General features: G+C 71.6%; 25 protein-coding genes. 10 read left to right on the forward strand and 15 right to left on the reverse strand.

Annotation, left to right across the window (positions count from 1 at the left end):
• The first annotated feature begins 115 nt into the window (after positions 1-115).
• From BJY14_RS18690 to BJY14_RS18705, 4 genes are all read left to right on the forward strand, one after another.
• Positions 116-1,321, forward strand: coding sequence for a homogentisate 1,2-dioxygenase (locus BJY14_RS18690; RefSeq protein WP_179844798.1), 1,206 nt, complete (start codon positions 116-118; stop codon positions 1,319-1,321).
• On the forward strand, positions 1,318-2,169 hold the full coding sequence (locus tag BJY14_RS18695) for a hypothetical protein (protein ID WP_179844799.1): 852 nt from the start codon (positions 1,318-1,320) through the stop codon (positions 2,167-2,169). The genes BJY14_RS18690 and BJY14_RS18695 overlap by 4 nt, the downstream gene beginning before the upstream one ends.
• Complete coding sequence (fahA, locus tag BJY14_RS18700; protein WP_179844800.1) at positions 2,166-3,332, forward strand: fumarylacetoacetase; 1,167 nt, start codon at positions 2,166-2,168, stop codon at positions 3,330-3,332. Before BJY14_RS18695 ends, fahA begins: the two co-directional genes overlap by 4 nt.
• A gap of 116 nt (positions 3,333-3,448) precedes the next feature.
• Entirely contained in the window at positions 3,449-3,979 is a 531-nt protein-coding gene (locus tag BJY14_RS18705) for a DUF6199 family natural product biosynthesis protein (protein ID WP_179844801.1), read from the forward strand.
• A 13-nt stretch (positions 3,980-3,992) separates the two neighbouring features.
• On the opposite strand, the gene BJY14_RS18710 is transcribed toward BJY14_RS18705, so the two are convergent.
• Positions 3,993-4,958 carry an alpha/beta fold hydrolase gene (locus BJY14_RS18710; RefSeq protein WP_179844802.1) on the reverse strand — a complete coding sequence of 322 codons (966 nt, stop codon included), beginning with the start codon at positions 4,956-4,958 and terminating at the stop codon, positions 3,993-3,995.
• 153 nt (positions 4,959-5,111) lie between these two features.
• Between BJY14_RS18710 and BJY14_RS18715 the strand changes: the two genes are divergently transcribed.
• Together BJY14_RS18715 and BJY14_RS18720 are read left to right on the forward strand one after the other, a co-directional pair.
• Complete coding sequence (locus BJY14_RS18715; RefSeq protein WP_179844803.1) at positions 5,112-5,615, forward strand: nuclear transport factor 2 family protein; 504 nt, start codon at positions 5,112-5,114, stop codon at positions 5,613-5,615.
• Between the two features lie 233 nt (positions 5,616-5,848).
• Positions 5,849-6,373, forward strand: a complete 525-nt coding sequence (locus tag BJY14_RS18720; protein ID WP_179844804.1) for a GNAT family N-acetyltransferase — start codon at positions 5,849-5,851, stop codon at positions 6,371-6,373.
• 3 nt (positions 6,374-6,376) lie between these two features.
• Here BJY14_RS18720 and BJY14_RS18725 read toward each other — a convergent pair whose 3' ends face one another.
• Positions 6,377-7,552: a glycosyltransferase gene (locus tag BJY14_RS18725; RefSeq protein ID WP_179844805.1), complete on the reverse strand. Its 1,176-nt coding sequence runs from the start codon at positions 7,550-7,552 to the stop codon at positions 6,377-6,379.
• Positions 7,553-7,554: 2 nt separating this feature from the next.
• Positions 7,555-8,136, reverse strand: a complete 582-nt coding sequence (locus tag BJY14_RS18730; protein ID WP_179844806.1) for a TetR/AcrR family transcriptional regulator — start codon at positions 8,134-8,136, stop codon at positions 7,555-7,557.
• A gap of 155 nt (positions 8,137-8,291) precedes the next feature.
• Between BJY14_RS18730 and BJY14_RS18735 the strand changes: the two genes are divergently transcribed.
• A complete protein-coding gene (locus tag BJY14_RS18735; protein ID WP_179844807.1) occupies positions 8,292-8,486 on the forward strand; it encodes a hypothetical protein in 195 nt (64 codons plus the stop codon).
• Positions 8,487-8,929: 443 nt separating this feature from the next.
• Here the strand turns inward: BJY14_RS18735 and BJY14_RS18740 are convergent, their stop codons facing one another.
• Complete coding sequence (locus tag BJY14_RS18740; RefSeq protein WP_179844808.1) at positions 8,930-9,511, reverse strand: hypothetical protein; 582 nt, start codon at positions 9,509-9,511, stop codon at positions 8,930-8,932.
• A 328-nt stretch (positions 9,512-9,839) separates the two neighbouring features.
• Here BJY14_RS18740 and BJY14_RS48005 point away from each other — a divergent pair, with 328 nt between their 5' ends.
• Positions 9,840-11,126: a helix-turn-helix domain-containing protein gene (locus tag BJY14_RS48005; RefSeq protein ID WP_179844809.1), complete on the forward strand. Its 1,287-nt coding sequence runs from the start codon at positions 9,840-9,842 to the stop codon at positions 11,124-11,126.
• A gap of 26 nt (positions 11,127-11,152) precedes the next feature.
• On the opposite strand, the gene BJY14_RS18750 is transcribed toward BJY14_RS48005, so the two are convergent.
• The 7 genes from BJY14_RS18750 to BJY14_RS18780 all read right to left on the reverse strand — a co-directional run bounded on the left by BJY14_RS18750 (position 11,153) and on the right by BJY14_RS18780 (position 17,896).
• Positions 11,153-11,839, reverse strand: a complete 687-nt coding sequence (locus BJY14_RS18750; RefSeq protein ID WP_179844810.1) for a class I SAM-dependent methyltransferase — start codon at positions 11,837-11,839, stop codon at positions 11,153-11,155.
• Between the two features lie 22 nt (positions 11,840-11,861).
• Positions 11,862-12,011, reverse strand: coding sequence for a DUF4032 domain-containing protein (locus tag BJY14_RS18755; protein WP_179844811.1), 150 nt, complete (start codon positions 12,009-12,011; stop codon positions 11,862-11,864).
• Between the two features lie 118 nt (positions 12,012-12,129).
• A complete protein-coding gene (locus BJY14_RS18760) occupies positions 12,130-13,437 on the reverse strand; it encodes an ABC transporter ATP-binding protein (protein WP_179844812.1) in 1,308 nt (435 codons plus the stop codon).
• A 9-nt stretch (positions 13,438-13,446) separates the two neighbouring features.
• A complete protein-coding gene (locus BJY14_RS18765; protein ID WP_179844813.1) occupies positions 13,447-14,277 on the reverse strand; it encodes a carbohydrate ABC transporter permease in 831 nt (276 codons plus the stop codon).
• Positions 14,277-15,227, reverse strand: coding sequence for a carbohydrate ABC transporter permease (locus tag BJY14_RS18770; protein ID WP_179844814.1), 951 nt, complete (start codon positions 15,225-15,227; stop codon positions 14,277-14,279). The genes BJY14_RS18765 and BJY14_RS18770 overlap by 1 nt, the downstream gene beginning before the upstream one ends.
• A gap of 28 nt (positions 15,228-15,255) precedes the next feature.
• Positions 15,256-16,635, reverse strand: coding sequence for an extracellular solute-binding protein (locus tag BJY14_RS18775; protein WP_179844815.1), 1,380 nt, complete (start codon positions 16,633-16,635; stop codon positions 15,256-15,258).
• Positions 16,636-16,909: 274 nt separating this feature from the next.
• Positions 16,910-17,896 (reverse strand): hypothetical protein, encoded by a 987-nt coding sequence (locus BJY14_RS18780; RefSeq protein WP_179844816.1) that lies wholly within the window; start codon positions 17,894-17,896, stop codon positions 16,910-16,912.
• 336 nt (positions 17,897-18,232) lie between these two features.
• Between BJY14_RS18780 and BJY14_RS18785 the strand changes: the two genes are divergently transcribed.
• On the forward strand, positions 18,233-19,309 hold the full coding sequence (locus BJY14_RS18785; RefSeq protein WP_179844817.1) for a hypothetical protein: 1,077 nt from the start codon (positions 18,233-18,235) through the stop codon (positions 19,307-19,309).
• Positions 19,310-19,348: 39 nt separating this feature from the next.
• Here the strand turns inward: BJY14_RS18785 and BJY14_RS18790 are convergent, their stop codons facing one another.
• Positions 19,349-19,543: a DUF6243 family protein gene (locus BJY14_RS18790; RefSeq protein WP_179844818.1), complete on the reverse strand. Its 195-nt coding sequence runs from the start codon at positions 19,541-19,543 to the stop codon at positions 19,349-19,351.
• A 245-nt stretch (positions 19,544-19,788) separates the two neighbouring features.
• Here BJY14_RS18790 and BJY14_RS18795 point away from each other — a divergent pair, with 245 nt between their 5' ends.
• Positions 19,789-20,859, forward strand: a complete 1,071-nt coding sequence (locus BJY14_RS18795) for a quinone-dependent dihydroorotate dehydrogenase (RefSeq protein WP_179844819.1) — start codon at positions 19,789-19,791, stop codon at positions 20,857-20,859.
• 19 nt (positions 20,860-20,878) lie between these two features.
• On the opposite strand, the gene BJY14_RS18800 is transcribed toward BJY14_RS18795, so the two are convergent.
• The 3 genes from BJY14_RS18800 to BJY14_RS18810 all read right to left on the reverse strand — a co-directional run bounded on the left by BJY14_RS18800 (position 20,879) and on the right by BJY14_RS18810 (position 23,537).
• Positions 20,879-22,318, reverse strand: a complete 1,440-nt coding sequence (locus tag BJY14_RS18800) for a DUF7059 domain-containing protein (protein WP_179844820.1) — start codon at positions 22,316-22,318, stop codon at positions 20,879-20,881.
• A gap of 55 nt (positions 22,319-22,373) precedes the next feature.
• Positions 22,374-23,213: an N-acetylmuramoyl-L-alanine amidase gene (locus BJY14_RS18805; RefSeq protein WP_312879305.1), complete on the reverse strand. Its 840-nt coding sequence runs from the start codon at positions 23,211-23,213 to the stop codon at positions 22,374-22,376.
• A gap of 84 nt (positions 23,214-23,297) precedes the next feature.
• Positions 23,298-23,537, reverse strand: a complete 240-nt coding sequence (locus BJY14_RS18810; protein ID WP_089315141.1) for a hypothetical protein — start codon at positions 23,535-23,537, stop codon at positions 23,298-23,300.
• Between the last annotated feature and the right edge of the window lie 350 nt (positions 23,538-23,887).

Raw genomic sequence — 23,887 nt, forward strand, 5'->3', positions numbered from 1 at the left:
CTGATGGGGCCTTGCTGATCGGGGCCCCGCTGATTGGGGCCTTCCCTTCGGAGGGAGAACAGCCTTAGGGTCGGCAGAAAGTAGTTAATGCATTAATCATCGGAGGCGAGAGAGCATGGCCCACTACCGCCGGGTCGGCCACGTGCCGCCGAAACGCCACACCCAGCACCGTCACATCGGCCACGGGGACGGCGAGGAGCGGCTCCACTTCGAGGAACTGATGGGCGAGGAGGGCTTCTCCTCCGACTCGTCACTGCTGTACCACCGGGAGATCCCGTCCGCGATCGTCGACTCGCGGGTCTGGGACGTCCCCGACCAGGGCACGACGCCGAACCATCCGCTGCGGCCGCGCCACCTCAAGCTGCACGAGCTGTTCCCCAAGGAGACGTGGTCCGAGACCGACGTCGTCACCGGCCGCCGGGTCGTCCTCGGCAACGCCGACGTCCGGCTCTCCTACGTCGTGTCCGCCGCCGACTCGCCGCTGTACCGCAACGCGACCGGCGACGAGATCGTCTACATCGAGTCCGGCACCGCCACGGTCGAGACGATCTTCGGGACGGTGGAGGCGAAGCAGGGCGACTACGTCGTCATCCCGACCTCGACCACCCACCGGTGGCTCCCGACCGGCGACCAGCCGCTGCGCGCGTACGCGATCGAGGCCACCGGCCACGTCGCACCGCCGAAGCGCTACCTGTCGCGCTACGGCCAGTTCCTGGAGAACGCCCCGTACTGCGAGCGCGACCTGCACGGCCCCGGCGAGCCCCTCCTAGCCGACGGCACGGACGTCGAGGTCCTCGTCAAGCACCGGACGTCGCGCGGAATCACCGGCACCCGCCTGACCTACGCGCGCCACCCGTTCGACGTCGTCGGCTGGGACGGCTGCCTGTACCCGTTCACGTTCAGCGTCCACGACTTCGAGCCGATCACCGGACGCGTCCACCAGCCGCCGCCCGTCCACCAGGTGTTCGAGGGCCACAACTTCGTGGTGTGCAACTTCGTGCCGCGCAAGGTGGACTACCACCCGCTGTCGATCCCGGTGCCCTACTACCACTCGAACGTGGACTCCGACGAGATCATGTTCTACTGCGGCGGCGACTACGAGGCGCGCAAGGGCTCCGGCATCGGGCAGGGCTCGGTCTCGGTGCACCCGGGCGGCCTCGCGCACGGCCCGCAGCCCGGCGCCTACGAGCGCAGCATCGGCGTCGAGTTCTTCGACGAGCTGGCGGTCATGGTCGACACCTTCCGCCCGCTCGAACTGGGCGAGGGCGGCCTGGCCTGCGAGGACGAGGCGTACGCCTGGACGTGGGCGGGGCGGCGATGATCCCCCCGTTCGCGATCCCCCCGTTCGCGGTGGGCCTGTGCGACGACGCCGCCGTCTTCCCGCCGGGGCTCGCGCCGCTGGCCGACGCCGTCCCGGCGCACCGCGACCACCGCGCCGCCCCCTACGCCGCCCTCGTCGGCCCGCTCGTGCTGCCCGCCACCGCGCTCGACGCGCTGTACCCGCTGCTCGGCGGCGACCCGCTCGACCTGTCGATCACCGCGCCGAACGGCCCCTGCGAGGCCGCGAAGGCGGTGGGCGTGGCCGCCGACCTGCCCGTCGAGGTGCGCGGGCTGGAGGTCGCCGTCCCGCCGGGCATGGACCCGGAGGAGTTCTTCCGCGTGCTCGGCCGCCCCGGCGTGCCCGTGTACGTCGAGATCCCGCGCGACGAGCGGCGCCCCGCCTTCGTCGAGGCCGTCGCCGCGCGCGGCGACCGTGCGAAGTTCCGCACCGGCGGGGTGAAGGCCCACCTGTACCCGGGCCCGGACGAACTCGCCGCCGCCGTCACGTCGGTCGTGGAGGCGGGCGTGCCGTTCAAGGCGACGGCGGGGCTGCACCATCCCGTTCGGAACACCGACCCCGAGACCGGGTTCCACCAGCACGGCTTCCTGAACCTGCTGCTCGCGACCGACGCCGCCCTGCGCGGCCGCCCGGGCGCGGAGCTCGCCGCCGTCCTGGCCGACCGCGACGCGCCGTCGGTCGCCGCCCGCGTGGCGGGGCTCGGCGAGGCGCGCACGGCCGCGGCCCGTGCCCGCTTCCTGTCGTTCGGGACGTGCAGCATCACCGACCCCCTGACCGAACTCGCGGACCTCGGGCTGCTCGGGTCCGCACTTCTGGAGACCTCCCGATGACCCGCATCGCGATCCCCGAAGGCTCCCTCTTCGGGCTCGCCAACCTCCCCTACGGCGTGTTCTCGACACCGGGCACGGCGCCCCGCGTGGGCGTCCGCGTGGCCGACTCCGTCGTGGACCTCGCCGCCGGCCTCGGCGACGACGTCTTCGCCGCGCCGTCCCTCAACCCGTTCATGGCGCAGGGCCACGCGCGCTGGGTCGAGGTCCGCGAGCAGGTCCTCGACCTGGTCTCCGAGGACGTCCCGGACGAGGCCGTCCACCCCCTCGACGCGGTGACCCCGCACATGCCGTTCGAGGTCGCCGACTACGTGGACTTCTACGCCTCCGAGCACCACGCGTCCAACCTCGGCCGGCTGTTCCGCCCGGACTCCGAGCCGCTCATGCCGAACTGGAAGCACCTGCCGGTCGGGTACCACGGCCGCGCCGGGACGGTCGTTCCGTCCGGGACGCCGATCGTGCGCCCGAGCGGGCAGCGCAAGGGCGAGACCGCTCCGACCTTCGGGGAGAGCCGCCGCCTGGACATCGAGGCCGAGGTCGGCTTCGTCGTCGGTACCGGCTCGGCGCTGGGCGACCCGGTGAGCGCGGACGACTTCGACGAGCGCGTCTTCGGCGTCGTCCTGGTCAACGACTGGTCGGCCCGCGACATCCAGGCATGGGAGTACGTCCCCCTCGGCCCGTTCCTGGGGAAGAGCTTCGCGACGTCGGTTTCCCACTGGGTCGTCCCGCTCCTCGCCCTGGAGGCCGCCCGCGTCGCCACGCCGCCGCAGGACCCCGAGCCGCTGCCCTACCTGCGGGAGAAGAACCCGTGGGGCCTGGACCTCGACCTCGCCGTCTCCTGGAACGGGCAGGTCGTCTCCCGTCCGCCCTACCGGGAGATGTACTGGTCGCCCGCGCAGATGCTCGCGCACATGACGGTGAACGGCGCGTCGTCCCGCACCGGCGACCTGTTCGCCTCCGGGACGGTCTCGGGCCCGGCCAAGGACCAGCGCGGCGCCTTCATCGAGCTGACGTGGGGCGGCAAGGAGCCCGTGACGGTCGGCGGCGAGCCGCGCACCTTCCTGGAGGACGGCGACGAGGTCTCGATCACCGCCTCCGCCCCCGGCCCCTCCGGCACCCGCATCGGCTTCGGAGAAGTCACCGGCCGAATCCTCCCCGCCCCCTGAGTCCTCGGTCGGCTTGATCGCCGTTCGTCCCGTGCGGGCGGGCGGCGGGGGCGGACATGAACTGGGTCGTGTCCCCGTGCGTCCGATCAGCGGGTCCGCTTACGGGAAGGACGCGCATGACCGGTCTCATCGTCTTCGTCCTCCTCGTCGCGGTCGCGATGTTCGTCCTCGGATGCATGGACCAGCGGACCGTCTACTGGAAGACCCGCGCCTGGCAGTACCGGAACCCGGAGGCCAACGAGCCGTCCGACGCCGCGCTCGCGACGGGTCGCGCCGGAGCGTTCGCGGGCGCCGTCGCGCTGCTCGTCACCGCGGGCGTCCTGCTGGGCGTCGAGAACGCGCGGACCTACTCGACCGAGCAGGTCAGTTCCGTCGCCTACGCCGCGGCGTCACGGCTGGACGAGGGCCCGTCGTCGGGACTCGGGTCGTCCTTCGGCACCTTGTCCGACATCTACAAAGCCGTGAACGACGAGGGCGGGGGCAACGTGCACATCCGCTCGGCGGGCGGCGACAAGTACGAGCTGACGAACCGCAAGGGCAAGAACCCCGTGTGCCTCACGGTCACGGTCGACAACGAACTGGACCTCGGCGGCGGCGAGCCCTGGAGCCACTCGGTCACCACCTCCGTGGACGACGGTCCCTGCTGACAGGGCGTGCCGGTCACAGGTCGGCGAGGAAGGCGAGCATGGCGGCGTTGACCTGGTCGGCCGCTTCCATCTGGACGAAGTGCCCGGCACCCTCGATGACGTGGACATCGCGCAGGCCCGGCACCTGAGCCCCCATCTGCTTCAGCGCGCCGGACCCCATCATCTGGAGGACGGGGTCACGCTCCCCCACGAGGAACATCGTGGGGACCGTTACAGGCTCGTCCGGACGGTTCTGCTTCTCGTTCCAGACGTGGTCGTAGGCCCGGTACCAGTTGAGGCCACCGGTGAAGCCCGTCCGGCGGAACTCCTGGACGTAGTAGGCGAACTCGTCCTGCGACAACCACGGCCATGGCAGGGGCGGAGCTTCGGGGAGCACATCGAGGTATCCGTTGCCTTCACTCGGGTGCTGCCAAATGTCGAGGTACCGGTAGCCGCCGCTGAGCGCCCAGAAGACATTCGCCAGGAAGCGGTCCGGCGCGGCCCCCAACTCCTCGTCCGCAGGTCCCTCCTTCTGGAAGTAATGCACATGGACGAAGTGCTGCTCGGCCATCCGCGCATACACCTCGGTAGGCGGACGCTTCGAGACGGGCATGCGCGGCACGCTCAGCTGCATCAGTGCCTTGACCCGGCCCGGGGCCCATTGCGGCAGGTCCCAGACCAGCGCGGCGCCGAAGTCGTGGCCCGCGAAGACGGCCTCGTCGATTTCCAGGGCGTCCAGGACGCCGACGAGGTCGGCGACGGTGTGCCGCCGGTCGTAGGCCTGCGGTGAAGACGGGCGACTGCTACGCCCGTATCCCCGCATGTCGAGGGCGATGGCGCGGTAGCCCGCAGCGGCCAGCGCCGGAAGCTGCCACCGCCAGCTGAACCAGAGGCCCGGGAAGCCGTGACACATCACCACCGGGACGCCCTCGCCCTGTTCGACCACGTGAAGGGCGGCTTCGCCCGCGTCCAGCATGTGGTGGCGTTCGCGAAAGCTCATGCCGTTGGCCTCCCTCCGGCAGGACGATCCTGTACCGGACCTGGCCCCCGTAGGACGATCCTGAAGCCTCGCGCGCGGACGGTCCGCCGACCTCCCGTTCACCGGGACAGCGGTTGGACGAGCGGCCGTTCCGTCGGCGAAGGTCGGGCCACCATGTCGCAGCCCCCGAGTCCCGACCTCGCCGCGCGCGTCGCCCGGCTGGAGGCCATCGAGGAGATCAAGGCGCTCAAGCACCGCTACCTGCGGGCCTGCGACGCCAAGGACCCCGACGGGTTCCGCGCCTGCTTCATCGCCTCCGGCGCCTCGATCGACTACGGGCGGCTGGGCGCGTTCGACGACGGGGAGGGCATGGTCAAGGTCTTCGAGTCGATCGCGCTCCGGAAGGTCGACGGCAGGAACGTCATCCTCGACATGCACCACGCGACGCACCCCGACATCGTCGTGCACGACGGGACGCGCGCGTCGGGCCGCTGGACGCTCAAGTTCCGCCAGGTGAACCTGGAGGACGGCACCGAGTCGGTGAGCACCGGCGAGTACGAGGACGAATACGTGGTCGAGGACGGCCGCTGGAAGATGGCCAAATGCCACTTCCACCGGCATTGGACGATCACCCGCCCACTCGGCCCGGACTGCCGCGTCGACCAGGCAACCGACTGAAGACCACACGCCCGGCTGGGAGGTGCACGGCCCGGCTGGGAGGTGCACGGCCCGGCTGGGAGGTGCACGGCCCGGCCGACGGGTGCACGGCCCGGCTAGAGTCGCACCTGATAGGCAGCACGGGCAGGTGAGCGGTGTGCCGGTGGGCGCCCGCGGGTGACCACGGGCTGGTGGGTGACCACGGGCTGGCGGGTGACCACGGGCCGGTGGGTGGCACGGACTTGGTGGGGAGCATGGAACCGATCTTCCGGACGGCGACGGCGGACGACGTCCCGGCGCTCGTCGCGCTCGTGGAGAGCGCCTACCGCGGGGACTCCAGCCGCGCCGGATGGACGACCGAGGCCGACCTTCTCGACGGGCAGCGCACGGACCCGGACGCCGTCGCGGCCGTGGTGCACGACCCGCAGGCGGTGATGCTGGTGGCCGAGGTGGACGGCGCGCTCCTGGCCTGCTGCCAGTTGGAGGACCGTGGCGGGCACGCCTACTTCGGCATGTTCGCCGTCAGCCCGTCCGTGCAGGGCGGCGGGCTCGGCCGCCGGGTCCTCGCCGAGGCCGAGCTGAGGGCGCGCGAGCAGTGGGGCGCGGCCGAGATGCACATGACGGTGATCAGCCTGCGCGAGGACCTGATCGCCTGGTACGTCCGGCGCGGCTACGCCCGGACCGGCAAGACGAGCCCGTTCCCGTACGGCGACGAGCGCTTCGGCCTGCCCAAGCGCGGCGACCTGGAGTTCGAGCAGCTGGTGAAGAAGCTCCGCTGACGCCTACGCGCGCGACGCCGCGCCACCGCGACCCGAGGCCCGCGCGTGCCGTTCGAGCCGTTCCGCGGCGTACGCCGGGCCCGGTGCGGCGCGGAGGCGTCCGGCCAGTGCGGTCGCGGCCGCCCGGTACGACGGGTCCTCGATCACGGCGCGGACGGCCGCCGCGATCTCTTCCGGCCGGGCGCTCTCCCCGTCGAGCGCGATCCCGGCGCCCAGCTCGACCGTGCGCCGGGCCAGGGCGGGCTGGTCGGCCGCCGGATTCGGAAGTGCGATGATCGGCACGCCGTGGGCGAGCGCGGCGGTGACGGTCCCGTGGCCGGCGTGCGTCACGACCGCGGCAGCGTGCGGCAGCACCTCGGCATGCGGGACCCACGGCAGGACGACCGCGTCACCCGGCACCCGCAACCCGGCGACGTCCGTCATGGCGCTGGTGACGAGGACGCGATGGCGCCCGTCGGCGAGGGCGTCAAGGGTGCGCTGGATGCGCGAGGTCTGGTCCCATGCCGGGCCGGTCGAGAATCCGGCCACCACCAGCGGGCGGGCGTCGTCCGCGGGCCAGGGAAGGCGGAGGTCGGACGGCGGCTGCTCGTCAGGGACCGGACCGATGAAGTCGAACGACGGCGGCGCCTCGTCGGCGAAGGGGTCCAGGTCGCGGATGGTGGTGCACAGCGGGAGGAACGGCGCCCAGGCGTCCCACAGCCTGCCGATCGGCGGCTGCCCGGCTTGGCCGCGCACGGCGTTCACCACGGGCAGGAGCATCTGATCCATCGGGCCGCCCGGCGGGCAGAGCGCACCCGGCGCGCTGTGCACCAGGACCGCCGCCGGGGTCGGGGACGCCTCCAGCGCCGCCAGCGCACCGAACATCAGGCAGTCGGCGACCACGCCGTCGTAGGCGCCGTCCGCCAGCAGCCCGGAAACGTCCTCCACATGCGCGGAGCAGGCCCACACGGCGTCGACCAGCGCGGGCAGCCAGCCTTCCGGCGGGGGCGCGGCGGGATAGCCGGCGTCGGCGCGTGGAAGGGGCCGGAACCCGAACCCGGCTTCGGAGAACCGGTGCCGCTGCCAGCGATAGCCCGCGACCGTGACCTCGTGGCCCCGCGCCTTCAGGTGACGCGCGAGGCCGGTCATCGGCCCCTGGTTCCCGGCCCCGTCCCAGGTGAGCAGCAGCCAGCGCGCCATCGTCACACCCCTCCCAGCAGGGATTCGATCATCAAGGCCATCGTCGCCTCGGCCTCGGTCCGCGACCGCCCCATGTCCCGGCGGAGCAGCTTCCACGTGTAGACGTCGCAGGCGCAGACGAGCGCGTCGACGACCACCGCCCGCCGCGCCTCGGGCACCGCGTCCAGCCGTGGACCGAGCTGCCTCTCGACATGCCGCCGGTGCCGGGTCCTGCCGATCTGGACGATGGGCGCCACCGCCGGGTCGGCCTCGTCCGCCAGGTTCCGCACCACCGCGTCCCCGTACTTCTCGTAGTGGTCGAACCACGCCGAGACCGAGCCTGGAACGTCCCCCGGCTCGGGCTGCCGCAGCTCGGCGCCGATGCCTTCCAGGACCTTCTCCAGGGCCAGCTCGATGAGCCGCGCGCGGCTGCCGTACGCCCGCAGCACCGTCGGGACGCTCACGCCCGCCTCGGCGGCGACGTCCTCCAGCCGGATGTCGGAGCGCAACCGCGAGCCGAGCAGCCGCACCGCCGCGTCCAGCACCCGCCGCCGCGTCTCATCCGCCGACTGCGCGCGGGCCCGCATGGTGTAGGTCCTTTTCACGATAATCGAGACTAACACGAAAGTGGCGGAGGCTCCGGAGTGCATCCGCAGCCGAGTTGAGGGTTAACGGCTCTCAATCAGCGCTTTGGCTGCTGAACCTTCACTGGGAGTTTCAATGACACCCTTGAAGGTGTCGATCACAGGGAGGCACGCGCATGAAGTTCGTTCTCGAAGTGGACCTGAGTGAGGGCGCCGTCGCCGAAGACGCCATCGCCGAACTGGGACGGATCCTGCGCTACTGGGGCGGGAACGTCCGGCACTACGACTTGAAGCCCGGAGACGGATCCGCCATCTACGACTCGAAATACAGCGAGGTAGGACGCTGGAAGATCACCGAAACACCCGCCTAGTCCCCCGAGACGGTCGCGCCAACACCGCCGCGCAGCGAAGCAAGAGCGCAGCAAACCGAGCGCACAGCCAAGCAAACGCACAGCCAAGCAGACGCACAGCCAAGCAGACGCGCAGCGAAGCGGGCGTGCGACGAAGCGGGCGTGCGACGAAGCGGGGGCGTGGCGCTGGAACGTAGCGGAGCTGGAACGTAGCGAATCGAGCGCACGGCCAAGCAGGCGCGTGGCGAGGCTCAACGTGGCGAAGCTGGAACGCCGCGGACCGGGCGCGCAGCCAAGGGAACACGGTGAGACGCACGCATGGCCAAGCAGGCGCGCGGGCAGCAGGCGCGCGGGCAGGTAGGGGCGCGGGCGAGTAGGGGCGCGGTCCGTTTGTGCGTGGCGGAACGCCCGGCCGGGAGAGGGGGAGCCGGCCGGGCGTTTCGCGGGAGCTTTGCGGGGTCAGGTCAGGTGAGGTTCTTCGGGCGGTAGGCCTTGTACTGGCTGCCGCTGGACAGCCCGTAGGTGCGGGTGCGGTGGTCGGTGCCGTAGCCGCCGCGCTGCTCGTACGCCCAGTAGGCGGTGTGCTTGCTGCTGGTCCACTTCTCGAAGATGACGACGTGCCGGGTGGTGTTGCTCCCGATCGCGTCGATGATGAGGTCGCCCTTCTTCAGCTGCGACATCGAGATCCGCTTGCTGTAGGTGGACGAGGCCAGGCCGACGGTGTTGGGGCCTGGCTTGGGGAGCCGCAGCGTCATGGACGCGTAGCCGGAGCAGTCGGTGCGGTAGCCGCCGTGGGTCTTCGACTGGCTGTAGGGGACGCGGCTGCTGGTGTGCGGGTGCCAGGTCTTGGCCCGGGCGATCACCTGGTCCCGGGTGACCTTCGGGACGGCCGCCACCGCGACCCTGGCGTCCGCCGCCTGGAGCTGGACGCCCTGCGCCGGCGCCGAGTGCGCGGCAGGAGCGGACACGCCGTACAGGCCGAAGGCGGTTCCGCCGGCCAGCGCCAGCGAGCTGACGCCGAGGAGAACGGTCCGGGGGGAAGGCATTGACAATCCTCCGTGAATTGTGCGGGAATTGCGCCCCGTTGGGCGCCGAGTTCGGGGGTGTCGATCGACCCGGCACACGATAGGGATCACCTCGCGCCATTCGGCAAGGCCGCCGAAAAGGTTGGGACACCGGGACGCACGGGACGCTTCCGAACTGCGAGAACGCCGTCCCAGCAAGGGGTTGCGCGGGACAACGAGACAACACGGAATGCATGAGGCGGTCACAAAGGGTGTTTATTCACGAACCCTGGGTGATCAAGCTTTGGTCCTCTTACCGGCGCAGGGGGAACTGGGCATAATGGCCAGCCCTGCCCGAGGGAGACGAGCAATGAGCCGAAGACGACCGCCGACTCCGCTGCCCGACGGCCTGCCTGAGGCGGCACGCATCCTGCTCACCGAACTGCGCGCATTGAAAGAGGATTCCGGGCTCGATCTGCGCGCCCTGGAACGCAGGACGCATGCCAGCCGCTCGTCCTGGAGCCGCTGGCTCAGCGGCGAGACGTGGATCCCGGTCGACGCCGTCACCTCACTCGCGGACCTGTGCAGCGCGGACGCGCGCCGCCTCGCCGTGCTTTGGGAGCTTGCGGACGAGGCTCGGCGCTCGACCCCGTCCGCGACGGAGGCGGCGTCTGCAGCCGATCCCCTTGCCGCCGCGCCGCACCCAACCGGACCGAACAACCCAGCGCCCCCCGCAGGCGCGACGGCCGTCGCTGATGATGCGCCCGCAGGTGGTGCCGTGCCCACCGGTGGTGCGACGCCCGTCGCTGATGCGGCACCCGTCCCTGATGTGACGACCGTCCCTGATGTGACGACCGTCGCTGACGCTGCACCCTCCGGTGATGCGGCACCCCTCCCTGGTGCGGCGCCCGTCCCTGATACTGCGCCAGCCGGTGGTGCCGTGCCCGCCGGTGGTGCTGCGGCCGTCCCTGGTTCAGCGCTTGTCGGTGGGGCTGCGACTGTCGGTGGGGCTGCGGCCGTTGGTGGTTTGGGTGGTACTGAATCCGCGCGGCCGGGCGGGCTGGCGGGGCGGGTGCGGTCGCGGCGGTTGCTTTTTCTTGGGGCCGTTGCCGGGTGCACGCTCGTTGCCGGGAGCGCCGGGGTGGCCTTGGGGGCGGCGTTGAAGACGCCGCCGGTGGCCGGGGACGCGGGTGCGCGGCCGTCCGAGGCGGCACGGCGGCCTGTCAAGGTGATCAGCCGCCGTGAGGTCCTGGCCCGGACGAGGTCGTGGCATCCACACAGCGCCCGGCGGGTGCCGTACGACCAGAACGCCGGTTACCACGGCTACCGGACCGACGGATCCGGGTATGCGTCGATGGCGCTCGGGCTGCCGAAGCCCGGCCCCAACTCGGCGCTCCTCGAAGCGTCCTACTGCAGGCGGATCCCGATGGCGTCGCTGCTCCCCGGCGACCTCGTCATCAAGGCGAGCGGCGGCGCCGACGTGCGCGAGGTTCTGGTCTTCGACCGGTGGACGGGGCCCGCCCGCCGCGGCTACTGGGCCTACCAGCAGCGCCGCGGCTACGGCACCGACCACCTGGTCCGCAGCGACGGCCTCGCATCCGGCGCCGACCATCACGGCTGCCGCCCCTACAACGTGCAGGACGACCCGGTCGGCTGACCCTGACGAACGTCCGGGCGACGGGGTCAGGAGCGTGCCGGGACCAGGCGGAAGGCCACGAAGGCGGGGGACTGCTCCAGCTTGGCGTGGTCTTCGGGGTAGCGGTCGGCCATCTCGGGCGAGGGACGCGGCTCCAGGAGCTCTTCGATGAGGAATCCGGCCGCGCGGAACTCGGCGCAGATCGCAGTAAGGGGGCGCCGCCACGCCCGGATCGGCCAGTCCCGTTCGGGGCTCAGCGACTCCTCCACCGGCTCTTCGAGGAAGTAGGAGCCGCCCAGGCGCAGCCATCCCGCCATCGGATGCTCCGTCGACAGGACGACCGCTCCGCCCGGGGACAGGATGCGGCGGAATTCCTTCAGCAGCGCGACGCGGTCGTCGAAGTAGTGCAGGGCCAGCGCCAGCACCACCAGATCGACGGAGGCGTCCGGCATCCAGGCCACGGGCGTGGACAGGTCGTGGACGCGCAGGTCGGCGCGGCCCCTGGTGCGTTTCAAGGCCATGTCGACGAACGTGGGGCTCACGTCGCAGCCGACTACGCCCGCGCCGCGGTCCAGCAGTTCTCGCGCGTAGAGGCCTGGACCGCACGCGGCGTCGAAGACCGTGAGGCCGGCCACGTCCCCCGCGAGGCCGAGCACGGCGGGACGGTCGTAGAAGGCGTTGTAGGAGCTGTCCTCGGCATGGGAGGCGTACTCGTGGGCGAAGCGCTCGTACATGCCTCCGATCGTGCCAGAAAGATCAACCGGCCGTGTCAGGAGGACGGCCGGTCTCTGTCAGATCCTTGGGCCGGGCCGACGCGGGCGCGTTGAGGTGGCAGCGGTAGGCGGCGATGTCGTCGAGGAGGCGGCGGGCCTGGATCTCCTTGGCGTCCGGACCGGTGCGGGCCATGAGGATGGGCGATGTTGGCCGGGGCCGGCCACGCGGGTGCGGACGCGCGGGTGCAGCCACCGCGGGCGCTCGATTTTGCGGCGGTGCTTCTCCTGCCTCTTGGGACGAGTGCGCCGGCTCAGGTTTTCGTCACGGGCGTCTCGTCCGCGGCGTCGTCGGACGGCTCGTGCCGGGCCTCCCGCAGCGCCTCCCGGTGGGCGGCGCGCGACTCCTCGGCGAGCCTGTCGAGCTGCGCGACGTGCTCCTCGTCGCGGGTCAGGTTGTCGCCGGTGGACGGGTCGAACAGATGCACCCGCGTCGTGTCGATCCACAACTCCGCCTCGCGCCCCGGCGCGATCGTGCTGGAGGCGTCCAGCGCCACGACGGCCTGGGTCCGCAGCTGGTCGCTGTCGAGCTCCCGTGACAGATCACGCAGCCGGGCCGCGAGGTCCTCGGGCGCCTCGTACGGGACGTAGGCGTACAGCTCGTTGCCCAGCCATTCGGTCACGTCCACCCGTACCCGCACGAGGCTGCCGCGGGCCTGCTTGTCCTCGCCGACGAGCGAGGCGTCCTCGAAGTGGTCCGGGCGGATCCCGACGAGCACGACCGACCGGTCGCCGATCGCGGCGGCCTTGCGCGCGTCGCGCAGCTCGAACCGTCCGAGCGGCGTCTCCAGGAACACGCCGTCGCCGGAACGGTCCGTCGTGACGGAGGCGGGCAGGAAGTTCATCGACGGCGACCCGATGAACCCGGCGACGAACAGGTTGACCGGCTCCTCGTACAGCTCGCGCGGGCTCCCGACCTGCTGCAGGACGCCCTTGCGCAGCACCGCGACGCGGTCGCCGAGCGTCATCGCCTCCGTCTGGTCGTGCGTGACGTACACGGTGGTGACGCCGAGGCGCCGCTGGAGCCGGGAGATCTCGGTGCGCATCTGCCCGCGCAGCTTGGCGTCGAGGTTCGACAGCGGCTCGTCGAACAGGAACGCGTCGGCCTGGCGGACGATCGCGCGGCCCATCGCGACCCGCTGCCGCTGCCCGCCGGACAGGTTCGCGGGCTTGCGGTCCAGGTGCTCGGTCAGCTCCAGCAGCTCGGCGGTCTCGTTGACGCGCCGCCGCACCTCGTCGCCCTCGGTCTTCGCGAGGCGGAGCGGGAACGCGATGTTCTCGAACACGCTGAGGTGCGGGTAGAGCGCGTAGTTCTGGAACACCATCGACAGGTTCCGCTGCCGCGGCGCGACCTTGTTGACGACCCGGTCGCCGATGAGCATCTCGCCGGACGTGATGTCCTCCAGCCCGACGATCATCCGCAGCAGCGTGGACTTGCCGCAGCCGGACGGGCCGACCAGGATCATGAACTCGCCGTCCCGCACGTCCAGGGAGACGTCGTTCACGGCCGGGAAACCGTCGCCGTACCGCTTGACGATGTTCTTCATGGTGATGGCGGCCATGTCTCCCTCTCAGCCTTTGACGGCACCGGACGTCAGCCCGGCCACGATGCGGCGCTGGAACGCCAGGACGATGATCACGACGGGGACCGTGACGACGACGGCGGCGGCGCAGATGGCGGTGGTGGGCTGCTCGAAGTAGGACTCACCGGTGAAGAACGCCAGCGCCGCCGGGACGGGACGGGCCCGGTCGGTGGAGGTCAGCGAGATCCCGAAGACGAAGTCGTTCCAGCAGAAGAAGAAGGTCAGGATCGCGGCGGTGAACACGCCGGGCGCCGCCAGCGGGACGATCACCTTGCGGAACGCCTGCCAGGTGGTCGCCCCGTCCACCTGCGCGGCCTGCTCCATCTCCCACGGGATCTCGCGGAAGAACGCCGACAGCGTCCAGATCGCGAGCGGCAGCGCGAACGAGATGTAGGGGATGATCAGGCCCGGCCAGGTGTCGTACAGGCCGATGGTGCGCCACAGGTCGAACAGCGGCCCGACCAGCGACACCACCGGGAACATCGCGATGGCGAGCGCGAACGACAGGATCAGCCGCTTGCCGGGGAACTCCAGCCGCGCGATGGCGTACGCCACCAGCGTCGCGAACACCACCCCGACGAACGTGGCGATCAGCGAGATGCCGATCGAGTTGATCAGTGCCGAGGTGAACAGGTCGGTCCTGAAGACCGTCTCGTAGTTCTCCCACGTCCAGGTCTTCGGGAAGAAGCCCTGGACGTTGCCGATCTCGCTGGGCTGCTTGAACGACAGCATCACGATCCACACGACCGGGAACGCCGTCCACACCAGGATCAGCAGCGAGGCGGCGACCCACAGCCACTTCGAGCGCGCCGACTCCATCAGCGATCACCTCGCACCTGGGACAGGTCCACGCGGAACCCCTTGATGAACACGGCGGCGATCAGCACCACCGACAGGAACAGCAGCACCCCGACCGCGTTGCCGAGGCCGAGCTCGGTCCGCGTGATGATCTGCTGGTAGGTCAGGAACGACAACACCTGGGTCTTCTCCTGGCCGGACGTCATGATGAACACGTTGTCGAAGATCCGCCACGCGTCCAGCGTCCGGAACAGCACCGCGACGAGGATCGCGGCCTTCATGTTCGGGATCGTGACCCGTTTCAGGCGCTGCCACGCCGTCGCGCCGTCCACCGTCGCGGCCTCGCCGAGGTCGGCCGGCACCTGCGCCAGCCCGGCGAGCAGCAGCAGCGACACGAACGGCGTCGTCTTCCAGATCTCCGACAGGACGATCACGAAAAGCGCCGCCCAGCGGTCGGAGAACCAGGCGAAGTCGCCGAGCCCGAACCAGGAGTTGACGAACCCCGACTGGACGTCGAAGGCGTACTTCCAGGCGAACGCGGAGATGACCGTGACGATCCCGTAGGGCAGCAGGATCGCGGTCCGCACCGTCCGCCGCCCGAAGACGGCGCGGTGCATCACCATCGCGAGCGCGAATCCGATGACGAGCTCCACCCCCACCGTCGCCACGGTGATGATCAGGGTGGTGAGCACCGTCTGCCAGAACAGGGCGTCCGACAGCGCGGTCGCGTAGTTGCCGAGCCCGACGAAGTGCCGGTCCTCCGGCGCGGTGATCCGGTAGCTGAACAGGGACTGGTAGACGGCGTTGACCAGCGGGTACGCGGTGACCAGGAGCATCACCACCACGGCGGGCAGCGAGAGCAGCAGCCCGAGCCTGCGCTCGGCGCGGCCGCGGTCGGAGATCTCCGCGCGGGCGGGGGCGGGGGCGCTGCCGGACCGGCCGAGCTTCGGCGCCGTTTCTGCGGACGTCATCCGGACACCTTCCTTTCCGAGCCTTCCCTCAGAGCAGCGCCTGGTCGCTCAGGACCGCCCGGACGAACTCCGCGGACCGGCGCGGCGTCGTCGCGGGGTTCACCGACGCGGGCGGATGCCAGCGGTTCTGGACGGCGCCGGACAGGTCGGCGTAGTAGGGGGTGGCCGGGCGGGGCGCGGCCGCGGCGATGGAGTCCCGCATCAGCGGGGCCATCGGGAACTCCTTGAGGATGTCGGGATCATCGAAGATCGCCGGCCGGGCGGCGACGTTGCCCTCGTCGAGCATGTACCGCTTCATGTTGGCCGGTGAGGTGATGCACCGGGTCGCCTCGACGGCGAGGGTCTCGTGCTTGCTGTACGCGCCGATCCCGATCTCGATGCCCCCGAAGGGCGGCTTGCTCGGCTGCCGCGGGTCGACCCGCGGGTAGCGGGCCCAGCCGAGGTCGCCGACGACGTTCTTGCCGATGGCGCCCGCGTCGGCGTCGCCCTTCTCGGCCCGCCAGACGTAGCCCCAGTTGAGCAGGAAGCCGCCGCGCGCGCCGTTGATCGTCGCCCGGGACTGCTCCTCGATGTCGGTGGACAGCGTCGGGCTCGCGGCCGAGGACCGGGCGAGCCTCCGGATGATCGACGCGGCCTGCTTCGCGGCCGGCGAGTCGATGTCGATGCGCGCGTCGTCGCCCTTCTCGGCGTCGCTGATGATGCGGCCCCCGGCCGAGGCGATCAGCGCGTTGATCCACACCATGTAGCCCTCGTACCGGTTGCCCTGGACGCCGATCGTGGTGTTCGTCCGGACGGCCGCGTCGAGGAGCTTGTCCCAGGTGAAGTCGGCGGCGTTCGGGTCGATGCCCGCCTTCTTCGCCACCGACTTGCGGTACCACAGCAGCTGCGTGTTGGCCCAGAAGGGCGCCGCGTAGAGCCTGCCCTCCCACATCGAGCTCTGCACCGCGGGGGCGAAGACGCCGTCGGTCAGCGGTGCGGCCTCGCCCTTGGTGAACGGGCGCAGGAAACCGGCGTTGGCCGCCTCGGCGACGAACACCGGGTCCAGGCTCATGAGGTCGAGCCCGGAGTCCTTGGCGGCCAGCCGCCTGATCAGCTGCTCGCGCTGCTGCGTCGCGTCGCTCGGAAGCAGCGACGTCTCGATCCGGTACCGGCCGCCCGCGGCCTGCGTGCAGGACTTCGCGAGGGCCGCCTGACCGCCGTTGTCGGGGTTGACGTACCAGGTGAGCTTCGGCGTCCCGCCGTCGTCGCCGCAGGCCGTCAGCCCGCCGGCCAGCAGTGCCAGCGCCACCGCGCCCCTGAGCCAAGCCGATCGCGCCCGCTCCGCGGGACCGTGCCGCCCGGCCGCCCTCTCCCGGGGCCGGGCCCGTCCCGCCTGGTCGCTCTCCGTTCGATCGGCTCGCTCATCCATGAGGCCTCCCGAAGGTCCCACCGGACCGCGGGCACTTCGCCGGGCCGCACCCTCGGCGGGATTGGTCCCCCATTCGACCACCGGATCGGGTGAGTGTCGAGATCCGGAGAGTAATCGGAAGGCAAAGGATCTTGGTCTCCGCATGGGGTGACCCGGGCCTTCACGTGATCAGAATTCACGGCGCGAGAAGGCGCGGAGAGAGCGCGGGCCCCGACCGGCCCGCGCTTCCCTCCGCGCCTTCGCCTGATGGGCGGATGTGGCGTGGTGAACGGCTCTAGTAACCGCCGCCCGACCCGTAGCCGCCGCCTCCGCCGCCGCCCCCGTCACCGGTGCCGGATCCCGTGCCGACGGCCTTCTTGCCGGTCGGGGTGGTGGCCCACCAGACCCCGCCGACGCCCTGGCCCTTGGTGTCACCGGGCTGCTTGTCCTGCTCGTAGTAGTACATGGGCCAGCCGTCGATGGTGAGCTGGCACTTGCCGTCGTCCTTGCGCTCGATGAAGTTGACGACCTTCTTCGAGACGCCTTCCAGCTTGAGGTGCTTCCAGCCATTGAAGACGGCCGGCGGCCACGCCTTCTTGCACGAGCCAAAGCAGTTGGTCGTCGGCGGCTTGTTCTTGTCCTTGTCGTAGCGGTAGAGCGTCATGCCCTTGCCGTCGGTCAGGATGAGGCCGAGTTTCGGGTCCCGCTTGGCCTTGACGACCGTCCAGCCCTTCCAGCGGTTGCCGTTCGCCTGCTTGAGCGGGGCCGCCTTCTTGCCGGTCGGGGCCGCGGCGTACCAGGTGCCGCCCACGCCCTGGCCTCTCGTGTCGCCGGGGCTGCGGTCCTTGGCGAACCGGTAGAGCGGCCACCCGCCCAGCGTGACCTGCCACTTGCCGTCCGGCCGCTTCACCTTGCCGACCAGCGACTGCTGGACGCCCTTGACCTCGGTGTTCCCCTGGCCCGCCCACACCGGCGGCCACGCCTTGGCGCACGCGTCCGCGCAGGTCGACGCGGGCGGCCGGGCGGTGTCGTTGTCGAAGCGGTAGAGCGTCATGCCCGTGCCGTCGGTGACGACCCTGCCGAGCTTGGTGACGCTGGCCACCTCCAGGACGGTCGGTTCCGGGGCGGGCGACTCGGACGGCTCGGCCGACGGCTGCGCCTGCGCCTGGGTGCCCGCGGCGTTCTGCTTCCCGCCGGCCTTCTCCTGCCCGCACCCGCTCAGCACCAGTCCCGACGCCGTGAGGGCGGCCGCAGCGGGGATCGCCCAACGTGGGAATTTCATGTCGTGTCCTCCAGGTGGTCCTGGGCCCCGGCTCCGGTTCCAGGTCCCGCACGTCGATCGAGGTGGAGCCGCCGCTCTCCCGGATCGAGGAGGAATACGGTGAACCCCTCGGAGCGGGTTCAACCGCCTGGAACCGGCCACCCTCGCGCCGAGTCCCATGCTTGTGCCGCATGCCTGCGGCGGCGGACGAGGAAGGCTGCGGTGACCACGGGAAACGACTCAGCGGACGGCCCGGTCGACCTCACGAAGAAACGTCCCCCGGCGCCGGTACCGGAGCGGGGTTCGGTACAGGAGCGGAGTCCGGTACCGGCGCGTCCGGGGCCGGCGTGGATCGTCGTGCCGGCTCGCGTGGTGGCGCTGATCGTCGTGGTCCCGCTGCGGCTCGGATGGGACCTGGCCGTGCTGGCTGCCCGCGGTGTCCGCGCGGCGTGGAACGTTCTCATGCGGGTGCCGGGCCGGTTCGCCCGGCTCCTCGGCCGGATGCTCCGCGGCACCTGGAACGCCCTGTACCGATGGCTGCTCGCTCCGGCCGGACGGCTGCTGGCCGCCATCGGACGGGGCATCGCCGCGCTGCTCGACCTCCTGCTCGTCCGGCCGCTGCGCTGGCTCGCCGTCGTCGTGGTCCTCGGCTTCCTGCGGTGGGTCGGGCGCGGGACCGGACGGCTGGCCCGCTGGATCCACCGCGTCCTCATCGCGCCGATCGGCCGTTTCCTGGCCCTGATCGGACGCGGCCTCGGAGGACTGCTCGCGTTCCTCGTGCTCCGTCCGCTCCAGGTCCTCGGCCGCGGGCTCGCCTGGCTGTTCGGCGTCCTCGGGCGCGGTCTCGGGCTGCTTCTCAAGGGCATCGGCCTGCTGATCGGCGTGCTCGTCGTCCTGCCTGCCGTGCTGCTGTGGCGCTACGTCCTGCGCCCGCCGCTGCTCGGCCTCGCCTGGCTGGCCCGCGCCCTCTGGGCCGGCCTCGCCTGGCTCGGCCGCGGCACGCTCACCCTCCTGGTCGCGCTCGGCGGCGCGCTCGCCACCGGCTGGCGCGCCCTCGCGGCGGCGGTGGCGTGGTCATGGCGGCTGATCGGCCGCTTCCTGGCCTGGCTGGGACGCGTCCTGATCGTCGTGCCCGCACGGGCGATCTGGCGCTACCTCCTGGCCCCGATCGTCGCCGGGGCCATGGGAACCTGGCGCCTCGCCGCCCGGATCCTCCGCTGGCTCTGGCGAACGCTCGTCGTCGTCCCGCTGCGGGTACTGGTCGTCGCCCCGGCCCGCTGGGTACGGCAGAGCGTCCTACGCCCGATAGGACACGGCGTCCGCTCAACCTGGCGAGTCACCGTACGAGACCCCCTACGCGCGGCACGGCGCACGATGCGAGAAGCAGCCCACGACGTCCGCCTCACCCTCCGCCGGACCTTCCGCGGAAAGTAGAACGCGCTGACCCCCAAGGGGACCAGCGCGTTCCGTTCGCTACTCGTCGGTGTCGGTGGTGCGCTGCTCGGTGCGTTCGCGCATCTTGCGGAGCAGGTCCTTCTTCTTCTCGGCCGCCTTGGCGGCCTCGCCGTCGGCTGCCCGCGCCTTGCCGCCGCGCAGTTCTCCGCGCGACAGGTTCCTACGCTGGCCGCCCACGCCGAGCATGCCGTTGCGGCCTCGGCTCTTGGACATGGTGATCTCCCGTCCGGCTGGGTGTCGTGGTCGGTCGCACCCAGGTCCGGCCGTGCGGGAGCGCGCAGCTCAGACGCGAATCGCGTCCCGGCCGGACCCGGCGGCGGGACGGTCGCGGTAGACGCGCTGGGGAGTGGGCCACCAAGCGGTGGCCTCGGCATTGAGAAGCATGCGGTCAGGGTGGCAGCCGGTTCGGTGGGCCTCAAACGAATTTCTTGTAAGGGCTGCTGGGATACTGGTGAGTGATGTACAGACTCCTTTTCTCACTGGTCATCGCCCGCGTCTCGGCGGAGAGCGTCCACCATCTGACCCTGCGGGCTCTGCGTGCGATCCAGGCGGTGCCCGGTGCGGTGCCGCTGCTGCGGCGGCTGTTCGCACCGCGCGACCCGGCGCTGGCCGTCCGCGCGTTCGGGCTGGACTTCCCGAGCCCGCTCGGGCTCGCCGCCGGGTTCGACAAGGACGCCGTCGCCTACGCGGCGCTCGGTGCCTTCGGGTTCGGCCACGTCGAGATCGGGACGGTGACCGGGCGCCCGCAGCCCGGCAACCCGCGCCCGCGGCTGTTCCGGCTCGTCCCTGACCGGGCGGTCGTGAACCGGATGGGCTTCAACAACGAGGGCTCCGAGGCCGCCGCGCGGCGGCTCGCCGAGCGGGCTCCGGGAGTGGTCGTCGGCGCCAACATCGGCAAGACCAAGGTCGTCCCGGAGGCCTCGGCCGCCGCCGACTACGTGGCGAGCACCGAGCGGCTCGCCCCGCACGCCGACTACCTCGTCGTCAACGTCAGCTCCCCCAACACGCCGGGCCTGCGGAACCTCCAGGCCGTCGAGCACCTGCGCCCGCTGCTGACGGCCGTGCGCGAGGCCGCCGACCGCTCCTCCGCCCGCCGCGTCCCGCTGCTGGTGAAGATCGCACCCGACCTGGCGGACGACGACGTCGACGCCGTCGCCGACCTCGCCCTCGAACTCGGCCTCGACGGCATCATCGCGACCAACACCACCATCGGCCGCGACGCCCTGCTCAGCCCGCCCGCGCTGGTCAAGGAGACCGGCGGGCTGTCGGGCGCGCCGCTGCGCGAGCGGTCGGTCGAGGTGCTGCGCCGGCTGCGGTCCCGCACGGGCGGGCGGCTCGTGCTGATCTCCGTCGGCGGGGTCGAGACGGCCGACGACGTGTGGGAACGCGTCCGGGCGGGCGCGACCCTCGTCCAGGGGTACACCGGGATGATCTACGGCGGTCCGCTCTGGGCGCACCGCGTCAACCGCGACCTGTCGCGCCGCCTGCGCGGCAGCGCCTTCCGCACTCTGGACGAGGCCCGCGGCTGACCCGGGGCGTTCCCCCGGGCTAGGCGAAGAAGCCGTCGGCGATCAGCTCCGGCAGGACGGCGGCGGCGTGCGCGCGGACCTCGCCGGGGTCCATGCCCGTGAGTTGGGCGATGGCGTCCAGGAGCGGATCGAGGGGCAGGGTGCCGTCGCAGACCCCCGCGAGGGCCGCCTCGACCGTTCCGACGCCGGCGGCGCGGCGGAGCCGGCCGGCCTGCCGCAGGACGATCCGCTCCGGGTCCTCGGCACCGGGCGGGCCGATCTGTTCCTGGACGAGACCGGGCGCCGCCGCGAGCAGTCGTCCACAGGCTGTGGAAAACTCTTCCGCTCTCACGAGGCCGTCGAGAACCTCGTGCGCGTAGGCGCCGGCGGGCTGCTCGACGGCGTGCCGCAGCTCCTCGATCCGGACGGCCGGGCGCTCGCTGCGCCGCAACGTGATCCAGCCGAACCCGATCCCGGTGACGTTCCGCCGCTCGAACTCGTCGAGCCACGCCCCGTACCGGGCGCGGTATTCGGGCGTGCCCGCCTCGCAGGAATCCCGCAGCCACAACTCGGCGTACTCCGCCGGATCCTGGACGTCGCGCTGCACGATCCACGCGTCGCAGCCGTCCACCCACGCGCCGACGCGCTCCTCCCAGGGAGTCCCTCCGACATGCAGCCAGTTGGCCAGGAGCTGGCAATATCCGCCGTCGTTCAGGTAGCGGGAGGCGTTCTCGACGAGGCGGCGGCAGAAGTCGTCGCCCGCCATCCCGGACTCGCGGTAGGTGAACCGCCGGTCGCCGGGCGGCGCGACGACGAACGGCGGATTCGACACGATCAGGTCGAAGCGGCGGCCCTCGACCGGCTCCAGCAGCGACCCGCACAGCCGTTCGGCGCCCTCCACGCCGGACAGCGCGAAGCTCATCCCGGCCAGCTCCAGCGCCCGCGGATTCACGTCCGTCGCGGTGACGCGCGCACCCGGCGACCGTCCCGCCACATGCACGGCCTGGACGCCGCATCCCGTGCCCAGATCGAGCACGCTGTCCACAGGCCTGTGGATAACCAACCGGGCGAGATTGCCGGACGCGCCACCGGTTCCGACCACATGATCGTCCGCCGGGAGGCGCCCGTCCCCGGGCCGCACCTTCAGATCGGACACGGCATAACCGGCGTGCCCGTCGCCGTCCACCGCCTCCAGCGGCTCGACGCGCAGCAGCGCCCGCACCTGCCCGCCCGACACCTCGGCGAGCCCCGCCGCCACCAGATCGTCCGAGGCGACCGCGCCTTCGGGGACGGGCACCTGGAGCCAGAACAGCCGCGTCAGCGCCTCGACGGGCGATCCGCCGGCCGTCGCCCGCAGCGCGGGCACGATCTCGTCCCGCGCCAGCGCCCCACCCGCGACCGGGCCGAGCGACTCGCGCACCCCCGCGACGGTGTAACCGGCTCCGAGCAGCAGTTCGCGCACACGACGAAGATCAGGCATCCGCTCATCCTGCCCGCTGCGGGCCGGGCGCGCGTCCCGGATCGCCGTCCGGGGATCAGCCCAGGTAGGTCTGGAAGCCCTCGGCCAGGGACTCGGCGATGCGCTGCCGGAAGGACGCGCTGGACAGCTTGTCCGCGTCGCCCTTGTTCTGCATGTTGCCGCACTCGATGAAGACCTTCGGCACGGTCGACATGTTGAGCCCGCCGAGATCGTCGCGCCGGTCGATGGCCTTCTTGCCGAGGTAGTTGGAGTACGGGATGCCGGTGCCCTCGTGATAGGCGTTCCGCAGCGCCTCGCCCAGCTCGGCGGAGCCGGACACCATCTCGGAGTTCCGGCCGATGGACAGCGGCTCGATGATGTGGAAGCCGTGGCCGGACGCGGACGCCCCGTCGGCGTGGATGGACAGCGCGGCGTCCGCCTTGAGCCGGTTGCCGAGCGCGGCGCGCTCGGTGACGCAGGGGCCGACGCTCTTGTCGTCCTTGCGGGTCAGCGAGACCTTCGCCCCCCGGGACCTCAGGATGCCGGCGAGCCTCTTCGACACGTCCCAGGTGAAGGCGTGCTCGGTGTAGCCGGCCCTGGTCTCGGTGCCGGTCGTGTCGCACGCCTTGCTGCCGTTGCCGATCTTCACCTGCCGGTTGATCTCGGACGGGTGGTCGGCGTTGCCGCCGTTGTGCCCGGGGTCGATCACGATGACCTTGCCGTCCAGCGACCGCGCGTCACCCTGGGCGGACGCGGGCGACTTGCCGCCCCCGGCGCCCGGGGACGCCGCCCCGGCCGTCGGCGGCCCGGCCGCCTCGCCGCCGCCGGACGTCCCGGAGGAACCGTTGCACGCGACGAGCGCGCCCAGGCACAGCGCGATACCGGCGACCGCGGGGCCGCCCCGATGAATCCGCACAGGCCGTTTTCCTCCGTGATGACTTCGTTACCGACCCTGACAGTCTGCACACCGGTACGGGTTCGTCAAACGGAGTCGGGAAAATCAGCCTCGCAGCGGGTCCTCCTTGCCCAGCAGGGCGGCGAGGGCGCGCGCCTCGTCGGCGTCCAGGCCGAGGACCACGCGGGGACGCCCCCACGGGTGGTCGATCGAATGGGCAACGTAGCTGGCGACGGACTCCGACACCTGCTCGGCGAGGCCGCGGGCGTGCCGCCACTCCGACCACGCGCGTTCCAATTCGCTCGCCGCGCGCTGCGCGCACGACACCAGTTCCGGATCACGCACGACCTGTTCCCCTCTGGTGAACGGACCCTCTCCCGACCGCCGGCAGGACCGTCCCGGCGGCCTTCCGTGAGGCCGCCCGGGACCGCCCGCCGACGGTGAAGTCCCATTAACCACCTGGCCGCGTGCCCCGTCCCGGGGAATGCGGCAGGTTTGGCCAGCCCCTTACCCGGCGCGCGCCGGTTCGACGAACGATCGACCGTCCCCGTACCCCGGCCATAACCGGCCCCGGGCGACGGCGCCGGCACGATGCACGACGTCGAGGACCATGACGCCACGATCGTGGGACGCGTCAGCGGCGAGCCGACAGGACGACGGACCTCGGGAGCACGGCCGCGGCGGCACGGGGCGGA

Source organism: Actinomadura luteofluorescens, assembly GCF_013409365.1.
GTDB classification, from domain to species: domain Bacteria; phylum Actinomycetota; class Actinomycetes; order Streptosporangiales; family Streptosporangiaceae; genus Spirillospora; species Spirillospora luteofluorescens.